General features: G+C 58.3%; 22 protein-coding genes. 13 read left to right on the top strand and 9 right to left on the bottom strand.

Annotated features, from left to right (window positions below; genetic code table 11):
* Window positions 1-27: 27 nt before the first annotated feature.
* Both GE543_RS23515 and GE543_RS23510 read right to left on the bottom strand, forming a co-directional pair.
* A complete protein-coding gene (locus GE543_RS23515; protein WP_003304675.1) occupies window positions 28-321 on the bottom strand; it encodes a co-chaperone GroES in 294 nt (97 codons plus the stop codon).
* A 256-nt stretch (window positions 322-577) separates the two neighbouring features.
* Window positions 578-1,072 carry an FxsA family protein gene (locus GE543_RS23510; protein WP_003348157.1) on the bottom strand — a complete coding sequence of 165 codons (495 nt, stop codon included), beginning with the start codon at window positions 1,070-1,072 and terminating at the stop codon, window positions 578-580.
* A 277-nt stretch (window positions 1,073-1,349) separates the two neighbouring features.
* Between GE543_RS23510 and GE543_RS23505 the strand changes: the two genes are divergently transcribed.
* Entirely contained in the window at window positions 1,350-2,108 is a 759-nt protein-coding gene (locus tag GE543_RS23505; protein ID WP_003413327.1) for an SDR family oxidoreductase, read from the top strand.
* A gap of 54 nt (window positions 2,109-2,162) precedes the next feature.
* Here GE543_RS23505 and GE543_RS23500 read toward each other — a convergent pair whose 3' ends face one another.
* Window positions 2,163-3,170, bottom strand: coding sequence for a DUF481 domain-containing protein (locus GE543_RS23500; protein ID WP_153222491.1), 1,008 nt, complete (start codon window positions 3,168-3,170; stop codon window positions 2,163-2,165).
* A 157-nt stretch (window positions 3,171-3,327) separates the two neighbouring features.
* Here GE543_RS23500 and GE543_RS23495 point away from each other — a divergent pair, with 157 nt between their 5' ends.
* The 9 genes from GE543_RS23495 (at window position 3,328) to GE543_RS23455 (ending at window position 13,023) form a co-directional block, all read left to right on the top strand.
* Window positions 3,328-3,684 (top strand): MGMT family protein, encoded by a 357-nt coding sequence (locus tag GE543_RS23495; RefSeq protein ID WP_024638335.1) that lies wholly within the window; start codon window positions 3,328-3,330, stop codon window positions 3,682-3,684.
* Between the two features lie 54 nt (window positions 3,685-3,738).
* Complete coding sequence (locus GE543_RS23490; protein ID WP_003413328.1) at window positions 3,739-5,289, top strand: AmpG family muropeptide MFS transporter; 1,551 nt, start codon at window positions 3,739-3,741, stop codon at window positions 5,287-5,289.
* Between the two features lie 28 nt (window positions 5,290-5,317).
* On the top strand, window positions 5,318-5,650 hold the full coding sequence (locus tag GE543_RS23485) for a hypothetical protein (RefSeq protein WP_004416217.1): 333 nt from the start codon (window positions 5,318-5,320) through the stop codon (window positions 5,648-5,650).
* Window positions 5,651-5,910: 260 nt separating this feature from the next.
* Window positions 5,911-9,378: a type VI secretion system tip protein TssI/VgrG gene (gene tssI, locus GE543_RS23480; RefSeq protein WP_153222490.1), complete on the top strand. Its 3,468-nt coding sequence runs from the start codon at window positions 5,911-5,913 to the stop codon at window positions 9,376-9,378.
* On the top strand, window positions 9,371-10,024 hold the full coding sequence (locus GE543_RS23475) for a DUF2931 family protein (protein WP_153222489.1): 654 nt from the start codon (window positions 9,371-9,373) through the stop codon (window positions 10,022-10,024). The genes tssI and GE543_RS23475 overlap by 8 nt, the downstream gene beginning before the upstream one ends.
* A 95-nt stretch (window positions 10,025-10,119) precedes the next feature.
* On the top strand, window positions 10,120-10,773 hold the full coding sequence (locus tag GE543_RS23470; RefSeq protein WP_153222488.1) for a DUF2931 family protein: 654 nt from the start codon (window positions 10,120-10,122) through the stop codon (window positions 10,771-10,773).
* Between the two features lie 96 nt (window positions 10,774-10,869).
* Window positions 10,870-11,523 carry a DUF2931 family protein gene (locus GE543_RS23465; protein ID WP_153222487.1) on the top strand — a complete coding sequence of 218 codons (654 nt, stop codon included), beginning with the start codon at window positions 10,870-10,872 and terminating at the stop codon, window positions 11,521-11,523.
* Window positions 11,524-11,619: 96 nt separating this feature from the next.
* On the top strand, window positions 11,620-12,273 hold the full coding sequence (locus GE543_RS23460) for a DUF2931 family protein (protein ID WP_153222486.1): 654 nt from the start codon (window positions 11,620-11,622) through the stop codon (window positions 12,271-12,273).
* 96 nt (window positions 12,274-12,369) lie between these two features.
* Complete coding sequence (locus GE543_RS23455) at window positions 12,370-13,023, top strand: DUF2931 family protein (RefSeq protein ID WP_153222485.1); 654 nt, start codon at window positions 12,370-12,372, stop codon at window positions 13,021-13,023.
* Between the two features lie 134 nt (window positions 13,024-13,157).
* Here the strand turns inward: GE543_RS23455 and GE543_RS23450 are convergent, their stop codons facing one another.
* Both GE543_RS23450 and GE543_RS23445 read right to left on the bottom strand, forming a co-directional pair.
* Window positions 13,158-13,988 (bottom strand): mechanosensitive ion channel family protein, encoded by an 831-nt coding sequence (locus tag GE543_RS23450; protein ID WP_003413348.1) that lies wholly within the window; start codon window positions 13,986-13,988, stop codon window positions 13,158-13,160.
* A gap of 121 nt (window positions 13,989-14,109) precedes the next feature.
* Window positions 14,110-14,589 carry a YajQ family cyclic di-GMP-binding protein gene (locus tag GE543_RS23445; RefSeq protein WP_003304827.1) on the bottom strand — a complete coding sequence of 160 codons (480 nt, stop codon included), beginning with the start codon at window positions 14,587-14,589 and terminating at the stop codon, window positions 14,110-14,112.
* A 169-nt stretch (window positions 14,590-14,758) separates the two neighbouring features.
* On the opposite strand from GE543_RS23445, the gene GE543_RS23440 reads away from it, so the two are divergent.
* Genes GE543_RS23440 through GE543_RS23430 form a run of 3 tightly spaced genes read left to right on the top strand, consistent with a single transcriptional unit; the run spans window position 14,759 to window position 18,354 of the window.
* Window positions 14,759-15,679 carry a putative 2-dehydropantoate 2-reductase gene (locus tag GE543_RS23440; protein ID WP_153222484.1) on the top strand — a complete coding sequence of 307 codons (921 nt, stop codon included), beginning with the start codon at window positions 14,759-14,761 and terminating at the stop codon, window positions 15,677-15,679.
* A 44-nt stretch (window positions 15,680-15,723) separates the two neighbouring features.
* A complete protein-coding gene (locus GE543_RS23435; protein ID WP_003418768.1) occupies window positions 15,724-17,760 on the top strand; it encodes an ATP-binding protein in 2,037 nt (678 codons plus the stop codon).
* Between the two features lie 15 nt (window positions 17,761-17,775).
* Window positions 17,776-18,354: a cob(I)yrinic acid a,c-diamide adenosyltransferase gene (locus GE543_RS23430; protein WP_046236487.1), complete on the top strand. Its 579-nt coding sequence runs from the start codon at window positions 17,776-17,778 to the stop codon at window positions 18,352-18,354.
* A gap of 262 nt (window positions 18,355-18,616) precedes the next feature.
* Here the strand turns inward: GE543_RS23430 and GE543_RS23425 are convergent, their stop codons facing one another.
* The 4 genes from GE543_RS23425 to secA all read right to left on the bottom strand — a co-directional run bounded on the left by GE543_RS23425 (window position 18,617) and on the right by secA (window position 24,322).
* Window positions 18,617-19,567 carry a Nudix family hydrolase gene (locus GE543_RS23425; RefSeq protein WP_371927245.1) on the bottom strand — a complete coding sequence of 317 codons (951 nt, stop codon included), beginning with the start codon at window positions 19,565-19,567 and terminating at the stop codon, window positions 18,617-18,619.
* 2 nt (window positions 19,568-19,569) lie between these two features.
* Window positions 19,570-20,196, bottom strand: coding sequence for a glutathione S-transferase family protein (locus tag GE543_RS23420; RefSeq protein WP_003313535.1), 627 nt, complete (start codon window positions 20,194-20,196; stop codon window positions 19,570-19,572).
* 57 nt (window positions 20,197-20,253) lie between these two features.
* Window positions 20,254-21,471, bottom strand: coding sequence for a bifunctional glutamate N-acetyltransferase/amino-acid acetyltransferase ArgJ (gene argJ / locus GE543_RS23415; protein ID WP_046236485.1), 1,218 nt, complete (start codon window positions 21,469-21,471; stop codon window positions 20,254-20,256).
* 109 nt (window positions 21,472-21,580) lie between these two features.
* Window positions 21,581-24,322, bottom strand: coding sequence for a preprotein translocase subunit SecA (gene secA / locus GE543_RS23410; RefSeq protein ID WP_003413362.1), 2,742 nt, complete (start codon window positions 24,320-24,322; stop codon window positions 21,581-21,583).
* Between the last annotated feature and the right edge of the window lie 241 nt (window positions 24,323-24,563).

The raw sequence follows: 24,563 nt of genomic DNA, 5'->3' as shown, positions 1-24,563 counted from the left end.
AGTAGTAACGGAAGTCAGCGGGAGCACTCAGCCTTCGACGACAGCAAGAATCTCGTTCTCGCTCATCACCAGCAGGTCTTCGCCGTCTACTTTCACTGTGTTGCTGCCGGAATAAGGGCCGAACACAACCTTGTCACCCACTTTCACAGCCAGCGCACGTACTTCGCCGTTGTCCAGCACGCGGCCGGTACCCACAGCAACGATCTCGCCGCGGTTAGGCTTTTCAGCAGCCGAACCTGGCAGAACGATACCGCCGGCAGTTTTCGTTTCTTCTTCACTGCGACGGATGACGACGCGGTCATGCAGAGGACGAAGCTTCATTGTCGATCTCCTGATTATGTTTGTTTGATCGTCCGGTGAGTGCACCGGCCGGTTTAAATCCGGACTTGCCGGTTACGGTTCGACGCGCGAACCGCAGAATACGGTCTGGCCTTCAGGCCAGAAACCTTGCGGTGACCCATACATAAGGGCGAGCAAAGTGATTACAAGTCTTGGGTAGAAATTTTTTACACCCGAACCGGCTGGTCAAAACGAACGCGGCACCCTGAGGTGCCGCGCTGCCGGGGGGTGTGGAAGATTACTTGTCGCGATGCTCGAACTCGCCTTCGATGACGTCGGGCTCGCGGGTAGGCTGGTGAATCGCCGTCGGGCGATGACTCGACGCACCGTGATTGGCAGGTGTCTGCAAATCATCGGCGAAGGCCCGCTGACGCATGGCCTGATCCTGGGCGCGCTGGCGGACCTTGTTGATCAGCAGACGACGGGTGATCGGCAACAGGCAGATCACACCCAGAATATCGCTGATGAAACCGGGCAACAGCAGCAGACCGCCGCCCACGGCAACCATCAGGCCTTCGAGCATTTCCTGCGCAGGCAACTCGCCACGCGCCAGGCTTTCGCGGGCTCGCAGCGCCGTTGCAAAACCGGCCACGCGCATCACGAACAGGCCGAGCATCGACGTCGCGACGACCAGCAGAAAAGTCCAGAGAAAGCCGATGGACATCCCGACACGAACCAGCAGAAACAGCTCAAGTACCGGGAATAATAGAAACAGCAGCAAAAAAACACGCATCAAATGAGTTCCTCAAGGGAAGAATGCCTTCCGAGTAGACCGTATGTGATGTCAGAATGTCGTTAATTCAAGCTCCCTGCATCTGGCTTACCGCTAAATTATGCGCACAAGTGAGCTGAACCAGGCCTTCACAAACGTGTATCGGTGTATTTCAGGGCTGGCGGCAGACCCGAGACGAACGCGTAAAAACAGCCTATAACGTGCTCTGGCTATGGCATAAGCACTCGCAACCCGCCAGTGATGCCATGGAAACGATCAACTGTGATTGGGCACGCATATGGAATTGAAAGACAAGCTGATAATCATCACCGGCGGCTGCCAGGGGCTGGGCAGAGCCATGGCCGAATACCTGGCCGGCAAAGGCGCCAACCTGGCGCTGCTTGACCTCAATCAGGAGAAACTCGATCAGGCTGTCGCGGCCTGTGAGGCACTCGGGGTCAAGGCTCGCGCTTATCTGTGCAATGTCGCCAATGAAGAACAGGTCGTCGACACGGTCAGCAAGGTCGCCGAGGATTTCGGCGCCATTCATGGCCTGGTCAACAACGCTGGCATTCTGCGTGACGGCCTGCTGGTCAAGGTCAAGGATGGCGAGATGACCAAACTGAGCCTTGCGCAATGGCAGGCGGTGATTGACGTCAACCTGACCGGCGTATTCCTCTGCACACGTGAAGTGGCGGCGAAAATGATCGAGCAGAAGAGTCAGGGCGCGATCATCAATATCTCGTCGATTTCACGTGCGGGCAATATCGGACAGACCAACTACTCGGCAGCCAAGGCCGGTGTGGCGGCTGCGACGGTTACCTGGGCAAGGGAACTGGCCCGCTACGGCATTCGTGTGGCAGGTGTGGCGCCGGGGTTCATTGAAACCGAAATGACCGGCAGCATGCGCCCCGAAGCACTGGAGAAGATGACCTCGGCGATCCCGCTCAAACGCATGGGCAGGCCGGACGAGATTGCACACTCGGTGGCCTATATTCTGGAAAATGATTATTTCAGCGGACGCATCCTTGAGCTGGATGGCGCAATGCGAATCTAGTCAGCCCGTAAAAGCAGCAGGCGACGCACAGGGTGTGCGTCGCCTGCCCTTCGCTTACCAGCTTACGCCGAAGCCAGCGGTGTAGCGTGTCTTGTCGACATCGCCATTGCTCGAACCACTGATGACGTTCTTCTCGGCTTTCAGGTTAAGCGACGCCCAGTCGGTCACTTTGTAGCGCAGCCCCGCTTCGACATCCAGCGAGTAGTCGGCGACGGCGCTCAGCGGCTTGCCCAGCTCGCCGTTGGTGAAGAATTCGACCTTCTTGCCAATCAGGTAGCGGTTGTAATCCCAGGTGCCGGCAACGGAATAGAAGTTTTCCTTCTCGTCGTTGGAGAACTCGAAATCGGTACGGTTAAGCAGCGCACCGACCTTGAATGCACCCAGTTCGTCATCCCACAGCTGGTAACCCGGACCGGTACCGACTACGCGCTGACGAGACAGATCCTCGACCTTGTCGCGTTTGTAGCTGACGCGACCGTCCCAGAAGAATTTCTCGGTCAGGAAGCGGTCCAGCGAGTACTCGGCGCTCCAGTTATCAGTGCCGACCACGTCGTCGGTGGTCTCGCGGTTGTAATCGCCCTTGGCGTTGTGACGCCAGTCGCCATGACGAGCCGAGGTCTTGAAGGCGACGTTGTAATCATTGGTATCGTTTTCGGCCTGCTGGAAATCCAGCGCCGCATCGATGTTGCCTTTCCAGACAAGATCCGTGATAACCGGCTTGGGCTTGATGATCTGATGGATACTTGCCAGCTCGACGGTCTTGGGCGCATCGCCATTGGCCAGCACGACCTTGCCATCATCCGCTGCCTGCAGCGAATTGGAGACTTCGTCGCCATGCTCATCCTGCTTGACCAACAACGGCTGATCGCTTTTCAGGGTCTTGACCTGCTTCCAGTCCAGCGCGATAGCGCCACCGTATTCGGTCTGCAGCAATAATTTGCCGCCGTCGAACACCTTGATTGTGCCGGTCAGGCGGTCGCCATTCTTCAACCAGACGGTATCGGCAAGCAATGGAGTGGAAACAGCGGTGATTGCAAGGCACAACAGGGTTCTGGACAACATAAGCGATAACTAGGCTCTGTAAGGCGGGAATCAGGCATTTTCCTGCGGGGAGGTCTCGGTGCGATCCATGTACCATCAAGCACGGTGGTAACTGACAGCCCGGAGAAGCAAAAGTTCAGCGAACAGCAATCAATAGCGTTTTATACAGGATTATCGCGTGACAGACCCGGACTTAACATTACTTTACCCTGCGGGACAATCGCCGAACGAGGCGCGACGCACCGCCCTCTACCTGACGATGGCGCAGATACCGGAAGGCAAAGTGGTCGCCTACGGGCAGCTCGCCGAACTGGCAGGCCTGGGCCGAGCGGCACGCTGGGTGGGCCGTACGTTGAGCCAGTTGCCGGACGGCTCTTCACTGCCCTGGCATAGGGTTCTGGGCGCTGGCGGTCGGCTCAGTCTGCCGCCTGGCAGCGTTTCCGGTGACGAACAACGGGCACGTTTACGCGCCGAGGGCGTCACCATTGTGAATAATCGGGTTGATATGCAGCGCCATGGCTGGCGTCCCCTATAGCACAGCGGTTAGAGTGCGCCCTTTGTTTTCGTAACCTGAGGCAGATTCCAGCCCATGCCCCGTAAAACCTGGCGCGCCGCGCTCGCCGCATATGCCAGCCCGTCGACATTAGTGTTACTGCTGCTCGGATTCGCTGCGGGCATGCCTTATATGCTGGTCTTTTCGACATTGTCCGTGTGGTTGCGCGAAGCCGGTGTCGCTCGCGAAACCATCGGCTATGCGAGCCTGATCGGCCTTGCCTACGCCTTTAAATGGGTCTGGTCGCCATTGCTCGACCAATGGCGCCTGCCCCTGCTTGGCAAACTGGGACGTCGTCGGTCCTGGCTGGTGCTGTCCCAGAGCCTGGTGATTCTGGGCCTGATCGGCATGGGCTTCTGCGACCCGCAAAAGCATCTCTCGTGGCTGATCGCGATTGCCGTGGTGGTCGCCTTCTCGTCCGCCACGCAAGACATCGCCATTGATGCCTACCGACTGGAAATTGCCCAGGACACCCAACAGGCTGCCCTCGCCGCCAGCTACATGTCCGGCTACCGGGTCGCTGCACTGCTGGCGACAGCGGGTGCGCTGTATTTCGCCGAGGGCTTCGGCTCGACGGGCTTTGCCTACAAGCATTCAGCGTGGACCGGCACTTATGTGCTGTTCGGACTGCTGATGCTGCCCGCCCTGGTCACCACGCTGATCATGCGCGAGCCGCCGGTGCCGCTGCGCACCCAACTGTCGGCAGCGCGCTATGGCTTTACGCACCAGCTGGCCTCGGTGTTCGTGCTGATTGTGCTGCTGGTCTCCGTACCGGCGATGTTTACCCAGCTTTACAATACCGACTTCGCCAGTGTGCTGTTCAACGGCACCAGCTGGATGGACCTGTTGCTGGAAGACCGGGCGTTTTTACGCGCGATTCTCTACACGCTCCTGACCATCGCCTGCCTGTCCTCGATGGGTCGTCGCGGACTGGCACCGGTTCTCACCCCGATCAACGACTTCATCATGCGCTACCGCTGGCAGGCGCTGCTGTTGCTGGGCCTGATCGCGACCTACCGGATGTCGGACACGGTGATGGGCGTCATGGCCAACGTGTTCTACATCGATCAGGGCTTTACCAAGGACCAGATCGCCAGCGTCAGCAAAATCTTCGGCCTGATCATGACCCTGCTGGGGGCCGGTATCGGCGGACTGCTGATCGTGCGCTTCGGCATCATGCCGATCCTGTTCATCGGCGGACTGGCCTCGGCTTCGACCAATATCCTGTTCCTGTTGCTGGCCGATATGGGCCCGAACGTGAAGATGCTGATCCTCACCATCTCGCTGGACAACCTCAGCTCGGGGCTTGCGACATCGGCGTTCGTCGCCTACCTGTCGAGCCTCACCAACCTGAAATTCTCTGCCACGCAATATGCCTTGCTCAGCTCCATCATGCTGCTGCTACCGCGCCTGCTGGGCGGCTATTCCGGTGTGGTGGTGGAAAAGTACGGCTACCACAACTTCTTCCTGATCACCGCGCTGCTGGGCATTCCGACGCTGGTGATGATCATCCTGCAATGGAACCGAGAGATACGCACGGCGAAGACCGAGCCGCCTCAAGAGGCTTCCGTTATCGACAAGCCCTGATCTCTGGCTACCTCATCAAGGAACAACATTGGACACCGAAAACAAAGCACGCGCTTTCAACCCCGTTCCCCTGATCCTTATCAGCCTGGGGATCTGGCTGCCGATCATCGGCACCCTGCTGAGCTCCTACCTGTCACAGGATCCCGCGACCCCTTCCGGGCCAATGGCCTTCGGTGGCGCGGTGGTTCTGCTCGCACAGGTGGAGATCTTCGCCATCATCTTTCTGCTGGTTTATGCGTTCGCCGTAAAACCGTGGAGACTCTCCACAACCCTACGTACGGTGTTCTCGATCAACGCAGTCGCCGCCGTCGTCGCGGCAATCGGCATTATCGTTACGCTGGCCAATATAAGCCTGCAGTAATCGCCGACTAAAAAAGCCCTGGAAAGGTGCTGCTCGAATGGAAATCGCTGAGTTAACAGCGAGAAGAGTGGCCGAAGCTTCTTTGATCGGCGCCCTCTCGGTGAGCCCCTTCAACAGTACAAATATCCGACGGCAAGACGCTGTAGGAAAACTCTGGATTTTTGCTGCGGTAGCGCCCTGCTCAATTTCTGCATTGAGATAAAGGAAGTATTCAAGCACCATCCAGGTTATAGATTGTTTCAAAGGATGGAACTCAAGACATGCTGGACGCAAACGCAACCCATATTGCCCTCACGCTGGAGGGGATATCCGTTGATTTTCAGGTACTCGGTTTTGTGGGGCGTGAAGCCCTCAATCAGCCGTTCTGCTTCGACATCGAACTGGTCAGCCCCCGCCCCGACCTGAAGCTCGAAGAGTTGCTGCACAAGCGTGGCTGCCTGACCTTCGGTGCCACCGGCAAGGGCCTTGTCCACGGTCTGGTCTATCGCATCACGCAAGGCGACTCCGGTAAAAGTCTAACCCGCTACAGCATCAGGCTAATGCCGCAGCTGGCTTACCTGCGCCACAACCACGACCAACAAATCTTCCAGCAACTGACCGTACCGAAGATCATCGCCCAGGTCCTCGAAGCCCGTGGCATCCTGGCCGACGCCTACAGCTTTCAGCTCGGTGCGACCTACCCCGAGCGCGATTACTGCGTGCAGTACGACGAGTCAGACCTGCATTTCATCCAGCGCCTGTGTGAAGAAGAAGGCATTCACTTCCACTTCCAGCACAGTGCCAGCGGTCACACACTGGTGTTCGGCGATGATCAGACGGTGTTCCGCAAACTGGCGCCAGTGAGCTACCAGCAAGACTCCGGCATGGCCGCCGAAAAGCCGGTGGTCAAACGTTTCAACCTGCGCCTGGAAACCCGCACCACCCGCGTCAGCCGGCGCGATTACGATTTCAAAAAGCCAGGCATCCTGCCCGAAAGCGCCGCCAAAAGCGCCTTTGCTCCGGACCTGGAGGACTACGACTACCCTGGCCGCTTCACCAGCCGTGAGCGCGGCAAACAACTGGCAACCCGCGCCTTGGAACGCCATCGCAGCGACTACCAGCTCGCCGAAGGCAAAGGCGACGAGCCGACGCTGGTCAGCGGCCATTTCCTGGCCCTGAACGAACATCCGCGCACAGAGTGGAACGACCTCTGGTTGCTGCTGGAAGTCATTCACGAAGGCAAACAGCCGCAAGTGCTGGGCGAAAACGTCACCAGCGATGTCACGGATAACAAAGACGATTTTCACCAGGGCTACCGTAATCACTTCCTGGCCACGCCGTGGGATGCGCATTACCGCCCTGCCCTGGAGCACCCCAAACCCAAAGCGCTGGGTATCCAGACGGCCTTCGTCACCGGGCCACCGGGTGAAGAAATCCATTGCGACGAATACGGGCGTGTCAAAGTCCAGTTCCATTGGGATCGTGACGGCCAGGCCAACGACAACTCCAGCTGCTGGCTGCGCGTCGCCACTGGCTGGGCCGGAAATGCCTACGGAGGCATCGCCACTCCACGCGTGGGCATGGAGGTGCTCGTCACCTTCCTCGAAGGCGACCCCGACCAACCGCTGATCAGCGGCTGCCTGTTTCACAAGGAAAACGTCGTTCCCTACGACCTGCCGGCGAACAAGACCCGCAGCACCTTCAAGACCCTCAGCTCACCGGGCGGCAAGGGCTACAACGAGTTTCGTATCGAAGACAAGAAAGGTGCCGAACAGATCTACCTGCACGCCCAGCGCGACTGGGATGAAAACATCGAGCATGACCAGAAGATCCACATCGGCAATGAGCGGCATGACACGGTCGAGGCCGATGTGTTCAGCGAGTTCAAGGTGGAAGAACATCGGATCACGCACCTGGACCGCAAGATTGAAGCACGAGCAGATGACCATCTGACCGTCGGCGCGACCCGGCACGTGAAAATCGGGGCGGCGCAGTTTGTAGAAGCCGGTACGGAGATTCACTACCACGCGGGCGACAAGGTGGTGATTGAGGCCGGAGTGGAACTGACCGCCAAAGCGGGTGGCAGCTTCATCAAGCTGGACGCCGGTGGCGTGACGATCAGCGGTCCCGAGGTGAAGGTCAATACAGGAGGTTCTGCAGGTGTCGGGACCGGGATCGGTATTCTGACTCCACTCGTTCCGGGTGCCGCTGGCGCAGCCATCGCGGGGCAATTACTGAGTCCGCCCCCCGTGGGAGAGCTCAGTGCCCAGGCGCCGGCGGAAGAGGAGCTTGAGGAAGAGGAAGAAGAGGTTGAGCTGGAAGAGATCACCTTGCGAATCGGGATGTTCTTTGACGGGACGGGCAACAACCGCACCAACAGTGAGCGTGCGTTTGGCTGCTTTGCGTCAGATGTGAACCTGGAGGAAGCCGCTGAAGATATTCGTCAGTTCTGTGCGGCTCATGGTTTTGACGGCAAGGGAAGCAGCCCGGACAACAGCTATGGCAATGATGTCAGCAACGTCGCCCGGCTGTATGACCTTTACATAGACCAGCGGGACATAACACTTCCGATTGACGCCAAAACCGCAAACCTGTCCGTTTATTTGGACGGGATCGGAACCAGCAGTACCGCAGGAGATTCCACTTTCTCGCAAGGCACAGGTATGGGTGTGCAGGGCGTCCGGGCGCGAGTTGAAGAAACCCCACTGCTTATCTTGAAGGCCATACAGGCCTTTCGAGAAAAAAATCCCGATAAGAATGTGGCAAAAATCGAGTTCGATATTTTCGGCTTCAGCCGTGGCGCTGCCGCAGCCAGGGACTTTGCCAATGAAGTGCTCAAGGGTGGCGGCAGCGTTCTGGCCCAAGCGATGCCTGCAGGTAAACCCGGGTTAGCGGACAGCTTTGCCTGGAAGCCGCATACCGATGTGTCCATCAATTTCATTGGCGTTTACGACACCGTCGCGGCCATTGCCAATCCGATGAAGGGGGACTGGACGGGTAATAACGCTTATAACCCAGGCATCAACATCCATCTGGCGCCAGACGCGGCCAAGAAAGTCGTCCAGTTGGTCGCTCGCAATGAACGCCGTTATAACTTCGCCCTCAACAGCCTGGGATCGGCCGATATTATCCTGCCTGGCGCGCATTCAGACCTGGGCGGCGGTTATTTACCCAAGGCGATGGAGCGCATCCTGCTCAGCAAACCGCGTAAAAGCACGCTTGAAGAAAGGACATCGTTCGCTGACGCCAACAGTTACAAGCTTGCCCAGCAGGACTTGAGACGGCTTCAAGACCAACTGGCCCCCTATAACCTTCCGTTAGAGATCCGCACGTGGGAAGTGCCGTTTCGTAACACCGACAGAGACAACCGTAAGGACATGAAACAGGTGTATGCCGCCGTCAGCAGCCAGCGCGAAGTCCGCGGTGATCTGTCCTTGATCTACTTTCGGATCATGCGCGAACTGGCTGTGGAAAATGGAGTGCCGTTTGGCGAGATTGACGAAGGTGAACCGCGACTTTCGCTACCTGCGGAGCTCGTTCCCATCTCCGAAAAATTGATGGCTTACACTCAAGGGAAAAGCAAAACAACCGGGCTAACCTCGCAGGAGGAGGAACTGCTGTTTCACCGTTATGTTCATATTTCCGATAACTGGAACGCCGCTAAAAATCTTAACAATAGCGACCTGAACGTTATCTTCATCAATCGACCAGACGAAAACTCTGTACGCACGGTGCATCCAAATGATTAATTTTATCCGTATCGCGCTTGCCGCGTTTCTGCTCGGAGGTTGTACTTTCGCCAGCAGCCAGTCAATGCCTTACAAATCCTGGTACCTGGGGTTCTCGGTCCCCGACTACATGGAAGTCTGGATCGAAACAGCCGATGTGGTCGATATTCAGGACCAGATATACCCACGTGCGATGAGTGGCAATGCGTCAATATCAACTCCCCCCAACAACTCTGGCGATCCACGTGGCTGGCCGAAAAGAGCTGGCATTGGTAAAGGTAAAAACGTAACGGGGGCCGACTTGCCCAAACAGATCTATGTCCGTTGGCAATCGCTGGCTGAACCGCAAACCTACCAGATGGTGATTAAAATCCCCGAGGCGACCCGGGAGCTCATGCGCAAAGAGGAAAAGGCTTTCTGTTCATTTGGTGGAGAATGGATCACCGGTTATCGTGACTCGATCGGTATAAGGCTGGCTCCTGGAGGTATCGCCAAAGTCTGGGTAGGCGGCGGCTGCATGACACCGATCGAGGTGGCTACGGTAAAAGCCGTGATTGATCCGCGCGGCCCGTATGAAGGTAAGTCTGGTGGCCACTACCGGCCCCTTTCAGCCGTTTCCAAAGCCTATGTCGAGAAGTTTGGTGTGCCGTACGACTCTTGGAAGTAGGTCAGTGCTGGCGCTTTGAGCACCCTGGATGCCAAGAGCCAGCACGCACATCTTTAATCGATCAGACGAAAACTCTGTGCGCACGGTGCATCCAAATGAGTAATTTTATCCGTATCACTTTTGTCGTTTTTTTGCTCAGTGGCTGCACCTTTACCAATAGCCAGTCAATGCCTTACAAATCCTGGTACCTGGGGTTCTCTGCCCCCGCTTATATGGAAGTCTGGATCGAAACAGCCGATGTCGTCGATATTCAGGACCAAGTATACCCGCGTGCGATGAGTGGCAACGCGTCAATATTAACTCCCCCAAATAACTCAGGAGATCCGCGAGGTTGGCCAAAAAAAATCGCCCTCGGCAGCGGTAAGAATGTAATAGGTGCCGACTTGCCCAAACAGATCTATGTTCGTTGGCAATCTCTGGCCGAACCGCAAACTTACCTGATGGTGATTAAAATCCCTGAGGCCACTCGAGAGATCATGCTCAAGGGGGAGAAAGTGTTCTGCGCGGCCGATGGGAAATGGATCACGGGTTATCGTGATTCAATCGGTATAAGGCTGGCCCCCGGAGGCATTGCCAAAGTCTGGGTAGGCGGTGCCTGCATGACATCAATCGAGGTGGCTACGGTAAAAGCCGTTATTGATCCGCGCGGTCCGTATGAAGGTAAGTCTGGTGGTAAGTACGACTCTCTTTCCGATGTATCTAAAGCCTATGTCGAGAAGTTTGGTGTGCCGTACGACTCGTGGAAGTAGGTCAATGCTGGCCCTCTAAGCATCCTGGATGCGAAGGGCTGGCACGTCATATCTTTACTCGACCAGACGAAAACTCTGTGCGCATGGTGCATCCAAATGAGTAATTTTATCCGTATCACTTTTGTCGTTTTTTTGCTCAGTGGCTGCACCGTTACCAATAGCCAGTCAATGCCTTACAAATCCTGGTTCCTGGGGTTCTCGGTCCCCGACTATATGGAAGTCTGGATCGAAACAGCCGATGTGGTTGATATTCAGGACCATATGTACGCACGGGCGATGAGTGGCAACGCGTCAATATTAAGGCCTCCCAACAACTCTGGCGATCCACGTGGCTGGCCGAAAAGAGCTGGCATCGGCAAAGGTAAGCACGTAACAGGGGCCGACTTGCCCAAACAGATCTATGTCCGTTGGCAATCGATGGCAGAACCGCAAACCTACCAGATGGTGATAACAATCCCAGACGCCACTCGAGAGATCATGCGCAGGGGGGAGAAAGTGTTCTGCGCGGCCGATGGGAAATGGATCACGGGTTATCGTAATTCAATCGGTGTACGGCTGGTCCCCGGAGGTATTGCCAAAGTCTGGGTAGGCGGCGCCTGCATGACACCGATCGAGGTGGCTACGGTAAAAGCCGTGATTGCTCCGCGCGGCCCGTATGAAGGTACTTCTGGTGGCCACTACCGGCCCCTTTCAGCAGTTTCCAAAGCCTATGTCGATAAGTTTGGTGTGCCGTACGACTCGTGGAAGTAGGCCAGTGCTGGCCCTTTAAGCATCCTGGATGCGAAGGGCTGGTACGTCACATCTTTAATCGACCAGACGAAAACTCTGTGCGCACGGTGCATCCTCATGAGTAATTTTATCCGTATCGCGCTTGCCGCGTTTCTGCTCGGTGGTTGCACTTTCGCCAGTAGTCAGTCAATGCCCTATAAAGCGTGGATGCTGGGGTTCTCGGCTCCTGCCTATATGGAAGTCTGGATCGAAACCGCCGATGTCGTCGACATTCAGAATCATGTGTATCCACGCGCAATGAGTGGCATTGCGTCAATGATAAGGACCCCTAACAACACCGGTGATCCACGAGGCTGGCCGAAAAGAGGGGTCATCGGCAGCGGAAAACGAGTACTAGGGGCCGACTTGCCGCAACAGATCTATGTCCGCTGGCAATCACTGGTCGAACCGCAAACCTACCAGTTGGTGATAAAAATCCCCGAGGCCACTCGAGAGATCATGCGTAAGGGGGAGAAAGTGTTCTGCGAGGCTGATGGGAAATGGATCACGGGTTATCGTAGTTCAATCGGCATAAGACTGGCACCCGGAGGCATTGCCAAAGTCTGGGTAGGCGGCGGCTGCATGACCCCGATTGAGGTGGCTACGGTAAAAGCCGTGATTGATCCGCGCGGCCCATATGAAGGTACGTCAGGTGGCCACTACCGGCCCCTTTCAGCAGTTTCCAAAGCTTATGTCGAGAAGTTTGGTGTGCCGTACGACTCTTGGAAGTAGGTCAGTGCTGGCCCTTCAAGCATCCTGGATGCGAAGGGCTGGCACGTCACATCTTTAATCGGTCAGACGAAAACTCTGCGCGCGCGGTGCATCCAAATGAGTAATTTTATACGTATCACTTTTGTCGTTTTTTTGCTCAGTGGCTGCGCCTTTGCCAATAGCCAGTCAATGCCCTATAAAGCCTGGCGCTTGGGATTTTCTGCTCCCGCTTACATGGAAGTCTGGATCGAATCGGCGGATGTGGTCGATATTCAGGAACAGGTATATCCACGTGCGATGAGTGGCAACGCTGCAATACTAACGCCCCCCAACAACTCCGGCGATCCCCGAGGCTGGCCGAAAAGAGCAGGTTGGGGTAAGGGCAAGTACGTGACAGGGGCTGACTTGCCCAAACTGATCTATGTCCGCTGGCAATCGCTGGTCGAACCGCAAACCTACCAGATGGTGATTAAAATCCCCGAGGCGACCCGGGAGCTCATGCGCAAAGAGGAAAAGGCTTTCTGTTCCTTTGGTGGAGAATGGATCACCGGATATCGTGAGGCAATAGGTATAAGGCTGGCTCCCGGTGGCATTGCCAAAGTATCGGTAACCGGTCCCTGCATGACACCGATCGAGGTGACTACGGTAAAAGCCATGATTGATCCGCGCGGTCCGTATGAAGGTAAGTCTGGTGGCCACTACAGGCCCCTTTCAGCAGTTTCCAAAGCCTATATCGAAAAATTTGGTGTGCCGTACGACTCTTGGAAGTAGGTCAGTGCTGGCCCTTTAAGCATTCTGGATGCGAAGGGCCATTGTGCTGTTTTCGAAATCGCCTTTCGCTGGACACTGCAACTAAAAAAGCCCCGACTCTCACGAGCCAGGGCTTTGTCATACCGCACAAACCACTATTCCTGAACCATCCGCACAATCCGTTGCGGCAGTGGGATCTCGATGCCTGCGTCCTTCAGGCGGTCGCGCGCTTCGATGTTGAACATCGACGTCACGTCGCCCATGTCGCCACTGCTGGTCCAGACACGCAGGGACAAAGTAATTGCGTTCTCCCCCAGCGCAGCCACCACAGCCTGGGGGGCCGGGTCCTTGAGTACGCGCGGGTCGTCGGCCATGTCCAGCAGGACCTGCAAGGCCTTCTTGAGATCGGCATCGTGGCTGACGCCGATGTCGAAGGTGATCTTGCGGGTCGGCTGTCGGTTGGTGTTGGTGATGATGCCGTTGGACAGGTTGCCGTTGGGAATGATCACGGTACGGTTGTCGCCGGTGCGCAGCACGGTGTGGAAGATCTGGATGTTGTCGACGGTTCCCGACACACCCTGGGCTTCGATCCAGTCACCGATACGGAACGGGCGGAACAACAGAATCAGCACGCCACCGGCGAAGTTTGCCAGGCTGCCTTGCAGGGCCAGACCGATCGCCAGACCGGCCGCACCGATTGCCGCCACGAACGAGGTGGTTTCCACGCCGATCATCGACGCGACGCTGACCACCAGCAGGATTTTCAGAATGACGTTGGCCAGATTACTGACAAAGCCCTGCAAGGCCAGATCGGCGTGTCGCAAGGCCAGCAAGGCGCCCAGTTTGCCGGTCAGCCGGTTGATCAGCCACCAGCCTACGCACAGCGTGACGACTGCCAGCAGCAAGCGGCTGCCGTACTCCATGATCATCGGAATCCAGGCCTGCGACGCTTGCCACAGATGACCGACTTCTGCGTTTAAATCCATCGTTATCTCCTTACTCGTCACGAACTGCGATCAAAACCACGGCGGCCTGCCGTCATTTCAATGCTCAGGGCGATTCGGACTGGCGGGGGAACGCAGGGTTCCCCGGCTTTCAATGCAACGATCAGTCGCGGAAGTTGTTGAATTGCAAAGGCATGCCCGAATCGTAGGCACGCAGCGCTGCGATGGCTTCTTGCAGGTCGTCGCGCTTCTTGCCGGTCACCCGCACCTGCTCGCCCTGAATGGCGGCCTGGACCTTGAGCTTGGCTTCCTTGATGTGAGCGACGATTTTCTTCGCCAGCTCCTTGTCGATGCCTTCACGCAGGATGACTTCCTGCTTCATCAATTTGCCGGAAGCATAAGCGTCCTTGATCTCGAGGCACTTCGCGTCGATCTTGCGTTTGACCAGCGCCAGCTTGAGGATTTCGATCATGGCCTCCAGCTGGAAGTCTGCTTCTGCAGTCAGCGTTACAGTCAGTTCCTTGAACTCGAACGTGCCTTTGCCTTTGAGGTCGTAGCGACGGTCCAGCTCTTTGATAGCGTTGTCGACGGCATTCGTGACTTCGTGTTTATCCAATTCGGACACTACGTCGAACGAGGGCATGTATGTTCTCCAGATAAACGGCGTGCGCACAATTCGGGCACGCATGACTTGACGGTGTGAAAGAACGCTCATTATAACGAGACTTTTCCGGCGTTCACTGTGAGCCTTCCATGCACATCCTTGTTTTCATCTTCTGCAGACCGCTTCAGCGCCATAACGTGCCGCTGTGATGGCGGTGACATGGCATGTTCTCGGTGCGGGCAGCCTGGGCAGTCTCTGGGCGACGCGACTGGCACGCGCGAATCTGCCGGTGCGGTTGATCCTTCGCAACGCGGATCGGCTGGCCGCCTATCAAGCCAATGGCAGCTGCGTGACGCTGGTCGAGAACGATATTGCCCATGCGTACCCGGTCGAAGCACAGACCGCCGACCATCGACAACCTATCGAACGGCTGCTGGTGGCCTGCAAGGCTTACGAGGCCGAGCAGGCTGTCGCTCAGCTGGCTCCGCGATTGACGGCGCAGGCCGACGTCATCCTGTTGCAGAACGGCCTGGGCAGCCAGGACGCTGTGGCGGCGCAAATCCCCCACGCGCGCTGCCTGTTCGCCTCCAGCACCGAAGGCGCGTTTCTGGAGTCGGACTGGCGCGTCAGGTTCGCTGGCCACGGTTTCAACTGGCTGGGTGACGCGTCCAACCCGATAGCCCCCGCGCTTCTGCAGGATTTGCACGACAGTGGTATTCCCCACGAATGGACGCCGGACATCCTGACCCGTCTGTGGCGCAAGCTGGCACTCAACTGTGCGATCAACCCGCTGACGGTCCTGCACGACTGCCGTAACGGCGGCCTGCTCGAACACGCCTGCGAGGTCGCCACGCTGTGCGCCGAGCTGAGCCATTTGCTGGGCCGCTGCGGCCAGCCAGCGGCTGCGCAGGAACTGCATGCGGAGGTGCTGCGGGTCATCCAGGCGACCGCCGCCAACTACTCATCCATGTATCAGGATGTGCTTAACGGGCGACGCACCGAAATCAGCTACCTGCTGGGTTACGCATGCGCAGCCGCAGCGCGTCATGGCTGCCCGGCACCGCACCTGCAGCATTTGCAGACGCGTCTCACAGCTCATCTGGCAAGCAAGGGTTTGCGTACCGACTAGCCCGCGCTACCCTGCTCGCATCACCCGTCACTGCGACTTGCCCAATGCCCTTGCGCCAACGCCTGGAAAACCTGCCCGTCGGCCAGAAACTGCTGGCCGCCCTGCTGGTCCTGATGACCACCGTACTGCTGGTCGCCAACCTGACCTTCATCAGCGCGGCCTATTACATCTCTCAGGAGGCGATGGCTCCGCAGGCCCTGCAGACCATCGGCCGGCTGATCAGCAGCGCCAACCTCAACGAGCGGGCCTTGTACTCGCCGGACGAGGCGCGCGCGCTGCTCAAGGAGCTGAGAAGCTACGGGCCATTGCGCGCCGCAGCCCTGTATGACAACGACGGCGAGCGGCTTGAGCAGATGCATCAGGGCGAAAGCCTTGAGCTGCCCAGACACTTCAAAGACATGGACAACTGGCGCCTGACCGAATTTCGCAGCACGCAGGTTATTACCGTACCGAAGGGCGACGAGCCGCCAGGGCATCTGCTGCTGGTTGCCAGCAGTGAGCTGCCTCCTGCGTTCTACACCGGTACGCTGACTGCCAGCCTGGGCATTCTGGTGTTCAGCGTGCTGCTGTGGCTGGTGGTAGCGCGACAGATTCGGCGCCTGATCACCGAACCCATTTACCAACTGGAAGAACTGTCCCGGCAGGTGACCCGCGAAGAGAACTACGCACTGCGCGCAGAACCCGGTAACGAGGATGAAATCGGCAGCCTGGCCGAGGCGTTCAACACCATGCTGTCGCGTATCGAAGCGCGTGAACAACAACTCAAGCGCGCGCGCGACGACTCGCAGGAAGCCTACGATCAGGCCCAGGGGCTGGCCGAGGAAACCCGCCACACCAACCGCAAGCTGGAGCTGGAAGTCCAGGTGCGCAGCAAGATCGAGAAGAAGCTCACCGGCTTTCAGAACTACCTCAACAGCATCATCGACTCGATGCCCTCGGCGATGATCGCACTGGACGAACAGCTGTACGTCACCCAGTGGAATCAGGAGGCGACGGCCTTGTCCGGGACGACCCTGGACGAAGCGCTGAACCAGCCGATCTTCCTGGCCTTCGAGCCGATGCGCTCGTTTCTGCCGCAGATCAAGCACACCGTCGAGCGCCATAGCGTGACCAAGATCGAGCGCGTGACCTGGATCAAGAATGACGAGTCCCGCCACTACGCGCTGACGTTCTACCCGTTGACCGGCGATGCCGGGCGCGGCGTGGTGATCCGGATCGATGACATCACCCAGCGCATATCGCTGGAAGAAATGATGGTGCAGTCGGAAAAAATGTTGTCCGTCGGCGGTCTGGCAGCAGGCATGGCGCATGAGATCAACAACCCGCTGGGCGCCATTCTGCACAACGTGCAGAACATCCGCCGGCGGCTGTCTCCGGAGCTGCCGAAGAACATCGAGCAGGCCGAGGCCGACGGCGTCGATCTGGCGCAGGTCAACCATTACCTGGAAAGCCGCGAAGTGCCAAAACTGCTCGACGGCATTCAGCAGGCCGGTGCCAGGGCTGCAAAAATCGTCAGCCATATGCTCAACTTCAGCCGCCTGAGCAGTCGTCAGTTATCGCCCTGTGACTTGCCGGCCTTGATCGATCAGGCCGTGGAGATCGCCAGTAACGACTTCGATCTGACCATCGGTTTCGACTTCAAGGGCCAGCACATCATCCGTCAGTTCGACCCCGAACTGGGCCCGGTGCCGTGCATTGCCAACGAGCTGGAGCAGGTGCTGCTGAACCTGCTGAAGAACGCCGCGCAGGCCATCCACCAGCGGCCGGAGAGCGAAGAGCCCGGGCGCATTACCCTGCGCACGCGCCTCAATCCGCCGTGGGCCGAGATTCAGGTCGAGGACAACGGCATCGGCATGTCAGAGAACATCCGCAAGCGTACGTTCGAGCCGTTTTTCACCACCAAGGAAATCGGCCAGGGCACCGGACTGGGCCTGTCGGTGTCCTACTTTATTGTCACCAACAACCACAAAGGCCAGATGGAGGTACATTCCTCTCTCGGCACAGGCACCTGCTTTACGCTGCGTCTACCGCTGGTGGCCAACCAGGTGAGCGTTCAGCAGCAGGTCATTTCAAAATCCTGATCAGGAATCGCATCAATGGGCTTTCGTTTGTCGAAGATTTACACGCGTACCGGCGATGCCGGTGAAACCGGTCTGGGCGATGGCCGTCGGGTCTCCAAGGATCATCCGCGCGTCGAGGCCATCGGTGAGGTCGATACGCTCAACAGCCAGCTGGGACTGTTGCTGGCGGGGCTGATCGATGAAGCTCAGCGCGTCCCGGCCCTCAACGAAGTGATCGAGGTACTTGCACCCTGCCAGCACCGTCTGTTCGATCTGGGCGGTGAACTGGCCATGCCGACCTACAAGGCGCTGAACGAAGCCGAGGTCGAGCGACTGGAGGCCGCCATTGATGTCTGGAATGACGAACTGGGGCCACTGGAGAATTTCATTTTGCCTGGCGGTTCATCGCTGATCGCCCAGGCGCACATCTGCCGTAGCCTGGCGCGCAGTGCAGAACGTCGCTGTCAGCATCTGAATGCCGTCGAGCCGCTGGAAGGCGCAGGGCTGGCGTACATCAACAGGCTGTCGGACCTGCTGTTCGTCGCTGCCCGATTGATCGCCAGAAGACAGGGCATTGCCGAGATCCTTTGGCAGCCCGCGCCCAAGCCGGTTTGATGGGCATATCCATTAAACGGAGCAGCACAGAAGACATCCTCACGCCAGCGTCCTGGCGTTAGGTACAGGTCTTGTGGGAGTGAGCGAGGCGGGCTCACGAAGACATCGGTCCAGACGCCACATTTTCAGGGGTTTTACTGGCCTCTTCGCGAGCAAGCTCGCTCCCACGGCCTGCGGCCAGAATCAAGAGCAGACGTGTGTATAACGCTAGTTACTCCGCGTGGGCATGCCGTTCTGGACGCTCTGCGTCCTCTGCTGAGCGTCAGACGATCTCGTCAGGCCAGAACGCGCGAATCCCGGCCACGCCCTGTGCGCCGCTTTCCCAGGCCTGTTGACGCTCGGCAGGGCCTACGCCGCCCAACAGAAAGACCGGCTTGTTGAACCCCGCAATCAGTTGCGTTGCCTGCGGCCAGCCCAGCGGCTGTGCATCAGGGTGGGTCAGGGTTGGCTGAACGGGCGACAGGGTGACGAAATCCACGCCCATCTGCTCCGCCAGCGCCAGCTCTTCGACGTTATGGCATGACGCCGCCAGCCAGCGGTTCTCAGGGAACGGACGCCCGCGACTGGCGTACTTGCGCAGTTGCTCCGCCGTCAGGTGCCAGCCGGCGGACGGAAAGTCGCCCAGCCACTCCAGAGGCCCTTTGAGCATGAGCTGCGCCTTGCCGGCACACAGGCCCGCCGCATCCACGGCCAGGTCACGGTACTTCGGGTCGTAACCACCCGGTGCACGTAACTGGACCAGCTTGATGCCGCCTGCGATGGCTTTCTGCATACCGCGCAACAGCTCGATATTGTCCAGCCCCTCAGGGGTGATCAGGTACTCGCCGGGCAAACGTGCCGCCGCGACGATCGGCTGATTGGCGGCCGGAAAGTCATAATTGGCCAGCTCACGCGGGCTGGCCCAGACCAGCGGCTGCCCTTCTGCACCATGCGCCTGGCCAGTAAAGGCCGAGACTTCCCAGACGTCCAGCAGCACCTGCTTGTCCGGATAGTCGTGACAGACCTTGATCAGCGGACGTGCCGCCGTCACCAGGATACCCAGCTCTTCCTGCAGTTCACGTGCGAGCGCGGCCTGGACGGTCTCGCCCTCCTCGACCTTGCCGCCAGGAAACTCCCAGAGGCCGCCTTGATGCTGAGTGTCGGCACGCCGGGCAATCAATACGCTGCCGTCAGCGCCACGAATGACGGCGGCGGCCACATGAACTCGTTTCACGATCAGGACTCCTCCAGACCGGCCTGCTGCCAGCGTTTGAAGGCAGGCCACTGGTAAATGGTTTCGATGTACTTCAGCGCTTCTTCAGGCAACTCGACACGGTAACTGCGCAGGCGAATGGCTACCGGGGCAAAGAACGCGTCGGCAATGCTTGGCTTACCGAACAGAAACGGGCCGCTTTCGGCCGCCGCAGTGCGGCATTCGGCCCACAGTTCGACGATACGGTCGATGTCGTTCTGGGTATCGACCGGAATCACTTCCAGTGCCTGATCCTGGCGCAGGTCCATCGGCATGTTCGAACGCAGGCTGACAAAGCCGCTGTGCATCTGCGCGCAGGCAGAACGTGCCTGGGCACGCGCAGCGGTATCACTCGGCCACAGGCCAGCGTCCGGAAAACGTTCGACCAGGTATTCGCAAATGGCCAGCGAATCGATGATCGTGCCGTGCTCGCACTGCAGCGCAGGGACCTTGCCGGTGGGTGAATACTTGAGAATGTTCGCGCGGGTGTCAGGCTGGTTGAGGCGGATAACCTGATCGGTGAACGGAGCACCGGTCATTTCCAGCACCAGCCAGGGACGCAGCGACCAGGAGGAGTAGCGTTTGTCGCCGATAATCAGATGCAGGCTCATGGTTCAGCTCCATTGAGCCCGGCGCGAAGACAGGATGCCGGCGCGCCGGGCATTGAATCAGGTGCGATATTCCGCGTTGATCTTCACGTACTCGTGAGAAAGATCGGTGGTCCAGATCGTTTCGCTGCAATCGCCGCGACCCAGCTCGATACGGATGGTGATCTCTTCTTCGGCCATTACCGCCGAGCCCTGCTCTTCGGTGTAGGTAGTGGCGCGGCAGCCCTGACTGGCGATGCACACGCCACCGAGGAATACGTCGATCTTGCTCACGTCCAGATCCGGCACACCGGCACGGCCGACAGCCGCCAGGATGCGTCCCCAGTTCGGGTCGGAGGCGAACAGCGCGGTCTTGATCAGCGGCGAGTGGGCCACGGCATAACCGACGTCCAGGCATTCCTGATGATTGCCGCCACCGTTGACTTCAACGGTCACGAACTTGGTCGCACCTTCACCGTCACGCACGATGGCCTGAGCGACTTCCATGCACACATCGAACACGGCTTTCTTCAACGCCTCGAACAACGGACCTTTGGCCTCGGTAATTTCCGGCAGATCAGCCTGACCGGTGGCGACCAGCATGCAGCAATCGTTGGTCGAGGTGTCGCCATCGATAGTGATGCGGTTGAACGACTTGTTGGCGCCGTCACGAATCAGGTCCTGAAGCACGCTCTGCGCCACTTTGGCGTCGGTGGCGATGTAACCGAGCATGGTCGCCATGTTCGGGCGAATCATGCCTGCACCCTTGCTGATGCCGGTCACCGTGACGGTCACGCCGTCATGGCTGAACTGACGGCTGGCGCCTTTGGGCAGGGTGTCGGTGGTCATGATCCCGGTCGCCGCAGCGGCCCAGTTATCCACAGACAGATCATCCAGCGCGGCTTGCAGGGCGCCTTCGATCTTTTCCACCGGCAACGGCTCGCCGATCACGCCCGTCGAGTAGGGCAGCACCGCCGAAGCATCGACGCCGGTCAGTTGCGCCAGCTTCTCGCAGGTCCGCCGCGCCGCCACAAGACCTGATTCGCCTGTACCCGCATTGGCATTGCCGGTGTTGGTCAGCAAATAACGCACGGTGCCCTGGACACGCTGTTTGGCCAGAATGACCGGCGCTGCGCAGAACGCATTCAAGGTGAATACGCCGGCCACGCTGGAGCCTTCGGCACAGCGCATGACCACGACATCCTTGCGCCCCGGGCGTTTGATGCCGGCAGAAGAAATGCCAAGTTCAAAACCGGGAACCGGGTACAACGCAGGCAAAGGACCAAGACCAACAGCCATCGGGGTGCTCCTCATGGAGTGTGGCGCCGTCCGCATCGGTACGGCAATCAATGAAAAAACGCCGCGACGGGCAAGCCGGTCGCGGCGCAGGTATTACACAGTCAAAGGCTTAGTTGATCTGGCCGTGACAGTGCTTGAATTTCTTGCCCGAACCACACCAGCACAGTTCGTTACGGCCCAGTTTCTGGTCGTTGCGAACCGGCTCGGATGCAACGGCAACAGGCGCTTCGCCACCCTCTTCGTCGAGCAGCGGTTGCTCGATGCCCGGTGCAGGCGCGTGTTCGAACTGCATGCGACTGGCCAGCTCTTCGGCGTCCTGACGCAGGCGTGCTGCTTCTTCCTCTGGATCTTCGCGGCGAACCTGAACATGCGAGAGCACACGGATGGTGTCGCGCTTGATCGAATCCAGCAGTTCCTGGAACAGCGTGAAGGACTCGCGCTTGTATTCCTGCTTCGGGTTCTTCTGAGCGTAGCCGCGCAGGTGGATACCGTGACGCAGGTGATCCATGGTCGACAGGTGATCTTTCCACAGGTCGTCCAGCACGCGCAGGAGGATCTGTTTCTCGAAGGAGCGCAGAGCTTCGGCGCTGGCCTGGTCTTCCTTCTCGTTGTACGCCACCAGCAACTGCGCCATGATTTTTTCGCGCAGGCTGTCTTCGTGCAGGTTGTCGTCTTCGTCGAGCCACTGCTGGATCGGCATTTGCACCGCGAAGTCGGTATTGAGCGCCGATTCCAGGCCGGCAACATTCCACTGCTCCGGCAGGGACTGTGGCGGAATGTGCTGGATGATCAGGTTGTTGAGCACTTCCTCGCGGAAGTCGGCAATGGTCTCGCCAATGTTCTCGGCGGCCAGCAACGTGTTACGCATGTGATAAATCACTTTACGCTGTTCGTTGGCCACGTCATCGAATTCCAGCAACTGCTTGCGGATGTCGAAGTTGCGACCTTCCACCTTGCGCTGCGCTTTTTCGATGGCGTTGGTCACCATGCGATGCTCGATGGCCTCACCGGACTGCATGCCCAGCGCCTTCATGAAGTTCTTCACCCGGTCAGAGGCAAAGATGCGCATCAGGCTGTCTTCGAGCGACAGGTAGAAACGGCTGGAGCCGGTGTCGCCCTGACGGCCGGCACGACCGCGCAGCTGGTTGTCGATACGACGCGATTCGTGACGCTCGGAGGCAATGACATGCAGGCCGCCCGCTTCGATCACCTGCTGATGGCGCTTCTGCCAGTCAGCCTTGATTTGTGCGATCTGCTCGGGAGTCGGGTCTTCCAGATTCGCAACCTCGACTTCCCAGTTGCCGCCCAGCAGGATGTCGGTACCACGACCGGCCATGTTGGTGGCAATGGTCAACGCACCCGGACGACCGGCCTGCGCGATGATTTCCGCTTCCTTTTCGTGGAACTTGGCGTTCAGAACCTTGTGCTCGATACCTTCCTTGTTGAGCAGACTGGACATGTGCTCGGAGGTTTCGATGGTCGCCGTACCCACCAGCACCGGACGGTTTTCCGCGATGCAGGCCTTGATGTCGGTGACGATGGCGGCGTACTTCTCTTCCGCCGTCAGGTAGACCAGGTCGTTGAAGTCCTTACGCGCCAAAGGCTTGTTCGGCGGGATGACCATGACGGCCAGGTTGTAGATCTGGTGGAATTCGAACGCTTCGGTGTCGGCCGTACCGGTCATGCCGGACAGCTTGTTGTACAGACGGAAGTAGTTCTGGAACGTGGTCGATGCCAGGGTCTGGCTTTCAGCCTGAATGTTCAGACCTTCCTTGGCTTCGATGGCCTGGTGCAGACCTTCGGACAGACGACGGCCCGGCATGGTACGGCCGGTGTGTTCGTCGACCAGCAGCACCTGACCGTCCGAAACGATGTATTCGACGTTGCGATTGAACAGCTTGTGCGCACGCAGACCGGCATAGACGTGGGTCAGCAGGCCCAGGTTATGCGCCGAGTAGAGGCTCTCGCCTTCGGCCAGCAGGCCGACTTCGGTGAGCATTTCCTCGATGAACTGGTGACCGGCTTCGTTCAGCTCGACCTGACGGGTTTTTTCGTCGACGGTGAAATGACCCGGCTTGGTGACTTCGCCTTCCACTTCCTCGATATGCTGCTCGAGCTTGGGGATCAGGCGGTTGATTTCGGTGTACAGCTTGGAGCTGTCTTCAGCCTGGCCGGAGATGATCAGCGGCGTACGCGCTTCGTCGATCAGAATCGAGTCGACTTCGTCGATCACGGCAAAATTGAGTTCACGCTGGAACTTGTCGTCCATGCTGAACGCCATGTTGTCGCGCAGGTAATCGAAACCGTATTCGTTGTTGGTGCCGTACGTGATATCGGCAGCGTAGGCGGCGCGCTTCTCTTCTGGCGGCTGGAATGGCGTGACGATACCTACGGTCAGGCCGAGGAATTCGTACAGCGGACGCATCCAGTTGGCATCGCGGCGAGCGAGGTAGTCGTTCACGGTAACGACGTGAACGCCCTTGCCGGACAATGCGTTGAGGTATACCGCCAGCGTACCGACCAGGGTTTTACCTTCACCGGTGCGCATTTCCGCGATCTGACCTTCGTGCAGGGTCATGCCGCCGATCAACTGAACGTCGAAGTGGCGCATGCCCATGACGCGCTTGCCCGCTTCACGAGCGACAGCAAAGGCTTCCGGAAGCAATTGATCGAGGGTCTCGCCTTTGGCTATGCGGGCCTTGAACTCTTCGGTCTTGGCGCGCAGTTGCTCGTCCGAAAGGGCCACCATTTGCTCTTCGAAGGCATTGACGATCTGTACCGTCTTGAGCATGCGTTTTACTTCACGCTCGTTCTTGCTTCCAAAAAGTTTTTTCAACAAAGGCGCAAACATATCGACAGGATCTTCCACACATAGGAATGGAGGGCGGCCCCGTGAGTCGCCCGTGCAGCCCAGATGGCCGCATGCGAACGAGCATTCTACCCGGAAACGATGGTGAGGAAAGTGGCGTTATTCCACGATGCTGGCACAGCGCTGTGACGGGGCAGGTTTACAATGGGGCCATTTTCAAGCACTTCAACCCGTTAGCCGGGGAAGTTACTCATTGATTTGCATATGAAAGCACGGAAATGCC

It is taken from the genome of Pseudomonas sp. SZ57, from assembly GCF_009495975.1.
GTDB classification, from domain to species: Bacteria; Pseudomonadota; Gammaproteobacteria; order Pseudomonadales; family Pseudomonadaceae; genus Aquipseudomonas; species Aquipseudomonas syringae.
This window is presented reverse-complemented; position numbering and strand designations above follow the sequence as displayed.

What these genes read in the sequence shown, in the direction of transcription:
- GE543_RS23430 (WP_046236487.1), top strand. Translation starts at nt 17,776, where the DNA reads ATGGGCTTTCGTTTGTCGAAGATTTACACGCGTACCGGCGATGCCGGT.
- argJ (WP_046236485.1), bottom strand. Translation starts at nt 21,471, where the DNA reads ATGGCTGTTGGTCTTGGTCCTTTGCCTGCGTTGTACCCGGTTCCCGGT.
- GE543_RS23490 (WP_003413328.1), top strand. Translation starts at nt 3,739, where the DNA reads ATGCCCCGTAAAACCTGGCGCGCCGCGCTCGCCGCATATGCCAGCCCG.
- GE543_RS23515 (WP_003304675.1), bottom strand. Translation starts at nt 321, where the DNA reads ATGAAGCTTCGTCCTCTGCATGACCGCGTCGTCATCCGTCGCAGTGAA.
- GE543_RS23460 (WP_153222486.1), top strand. Translation starts at nt 11,620, where the DNA reads ATGAGTAATTTTATCCGTATCGCGCTTGCCGCGTTTCTGCTCGGTGGT.
- GE543_RS23475 (WP_153222489.1), top strand. Translation starts at nt 9,371, where the DNA reads ATGATTAATTTTATCCGTATCGCGCTTGCCGCGTTTCTGCTCGGAGGT.
- GE543_RS23510 (WP_003348157.1), bottom strand. Translation starts at nt 1,072, where the DNA reads ATGCGTGTTTTTTTGCTGCTGTTTCTATTATTCCCGGTACTTGAGCTG.
- secA (WP_003413362.1), bottom strand. Translation starts at nt 24,322, where the DNA reads ATGTTTGCGCCTTTGTTGAAAAAACTTTTTGGAAGCAAGAACGAGCGT.
- GE543_RS23470 (WP_153222488.1), top strand. Translation starts at nt 10,120, where the DNA reads ATGAGTAATTTTATCCGTATCACTTTTGTCGTTTTTTTGCTCAGTGGC.
- GE543_RS23440 (WP_153222484.1), top strand. Translation starts at nt 14,759, where the DNA reads ATGGCGGTGACATGGCATGTTCTCGGTGCGGGCAGCCTGGGCAGTCTC.
- GE543_RS23420 (WP_003313535.1), bottom strand. Translation starts at nt 20,196, where the DNA reads ATGAGCCTGCATCTGATTATCGGCGACAAACGCTACTCCTCCTGGTCG.
- GE543_RS23505 (WP_003413327.1), top strand. Translation starts at nt 1,350, where the DNA reads ATGGAATTGAAAGACAAGCTGATAATCATCACCGGCGGCTGCCAGGGG.
- GE543_RS23445 (WP_003304827.1), bottom strand. Translation starts at nt 14,589, where the DNA reads ATGCCCTCGTTCGACGTAGTGTCCGAATTGGATAAACACGAAGTCACG.
- GE543_RS23455 (WP_153222485.1), top strand. Translation starts at nt 12,370, where the DNA reads ATGAGTAATTTTATACGTATCACTTTTGTCGTTTTTTTGCTCAGTGGC.
- GE543_RS23500 (WP_153222491.1), bottom strand. Translation starts at nt 3,170, where the DNA reads ATGTTGTCCAGAACCCTGTTGTGCCTTGCAATCACCGCTGTTTCCACT.
- tssI (WP_153222490.1), top strand. Translation starts at nt 5,911, where the DNA reads ATGCTGGACGCAAACGCAACCCATATTGCCCTCACGCTGGAGGGGATA.
- GE543_RS23435 (WP_003418768.1), top strand. Translation starts at nt 15,724, where the DNA reads ATGCCCTTGCGCCAACGCCTGGAAAACCTGCCCGTCGGCCAGAAACTG.
- GE543_RS23450 (WP_003413348.1), bottom strand. Translation starts at nt 13,988, where the DNA reads ATGGATTTAAACGCAGAAGTCGGTCATCTGTGGCAAGCGTCGCAGGCC.
- GE543_RS23465 (WP_153222487.1), top strand. Translation starts at nt 10,870, where the DNA reads ATGAGTAATTTTATCCGTATCACTTTTGTCGTTTTTTTGCTCAGTGGC.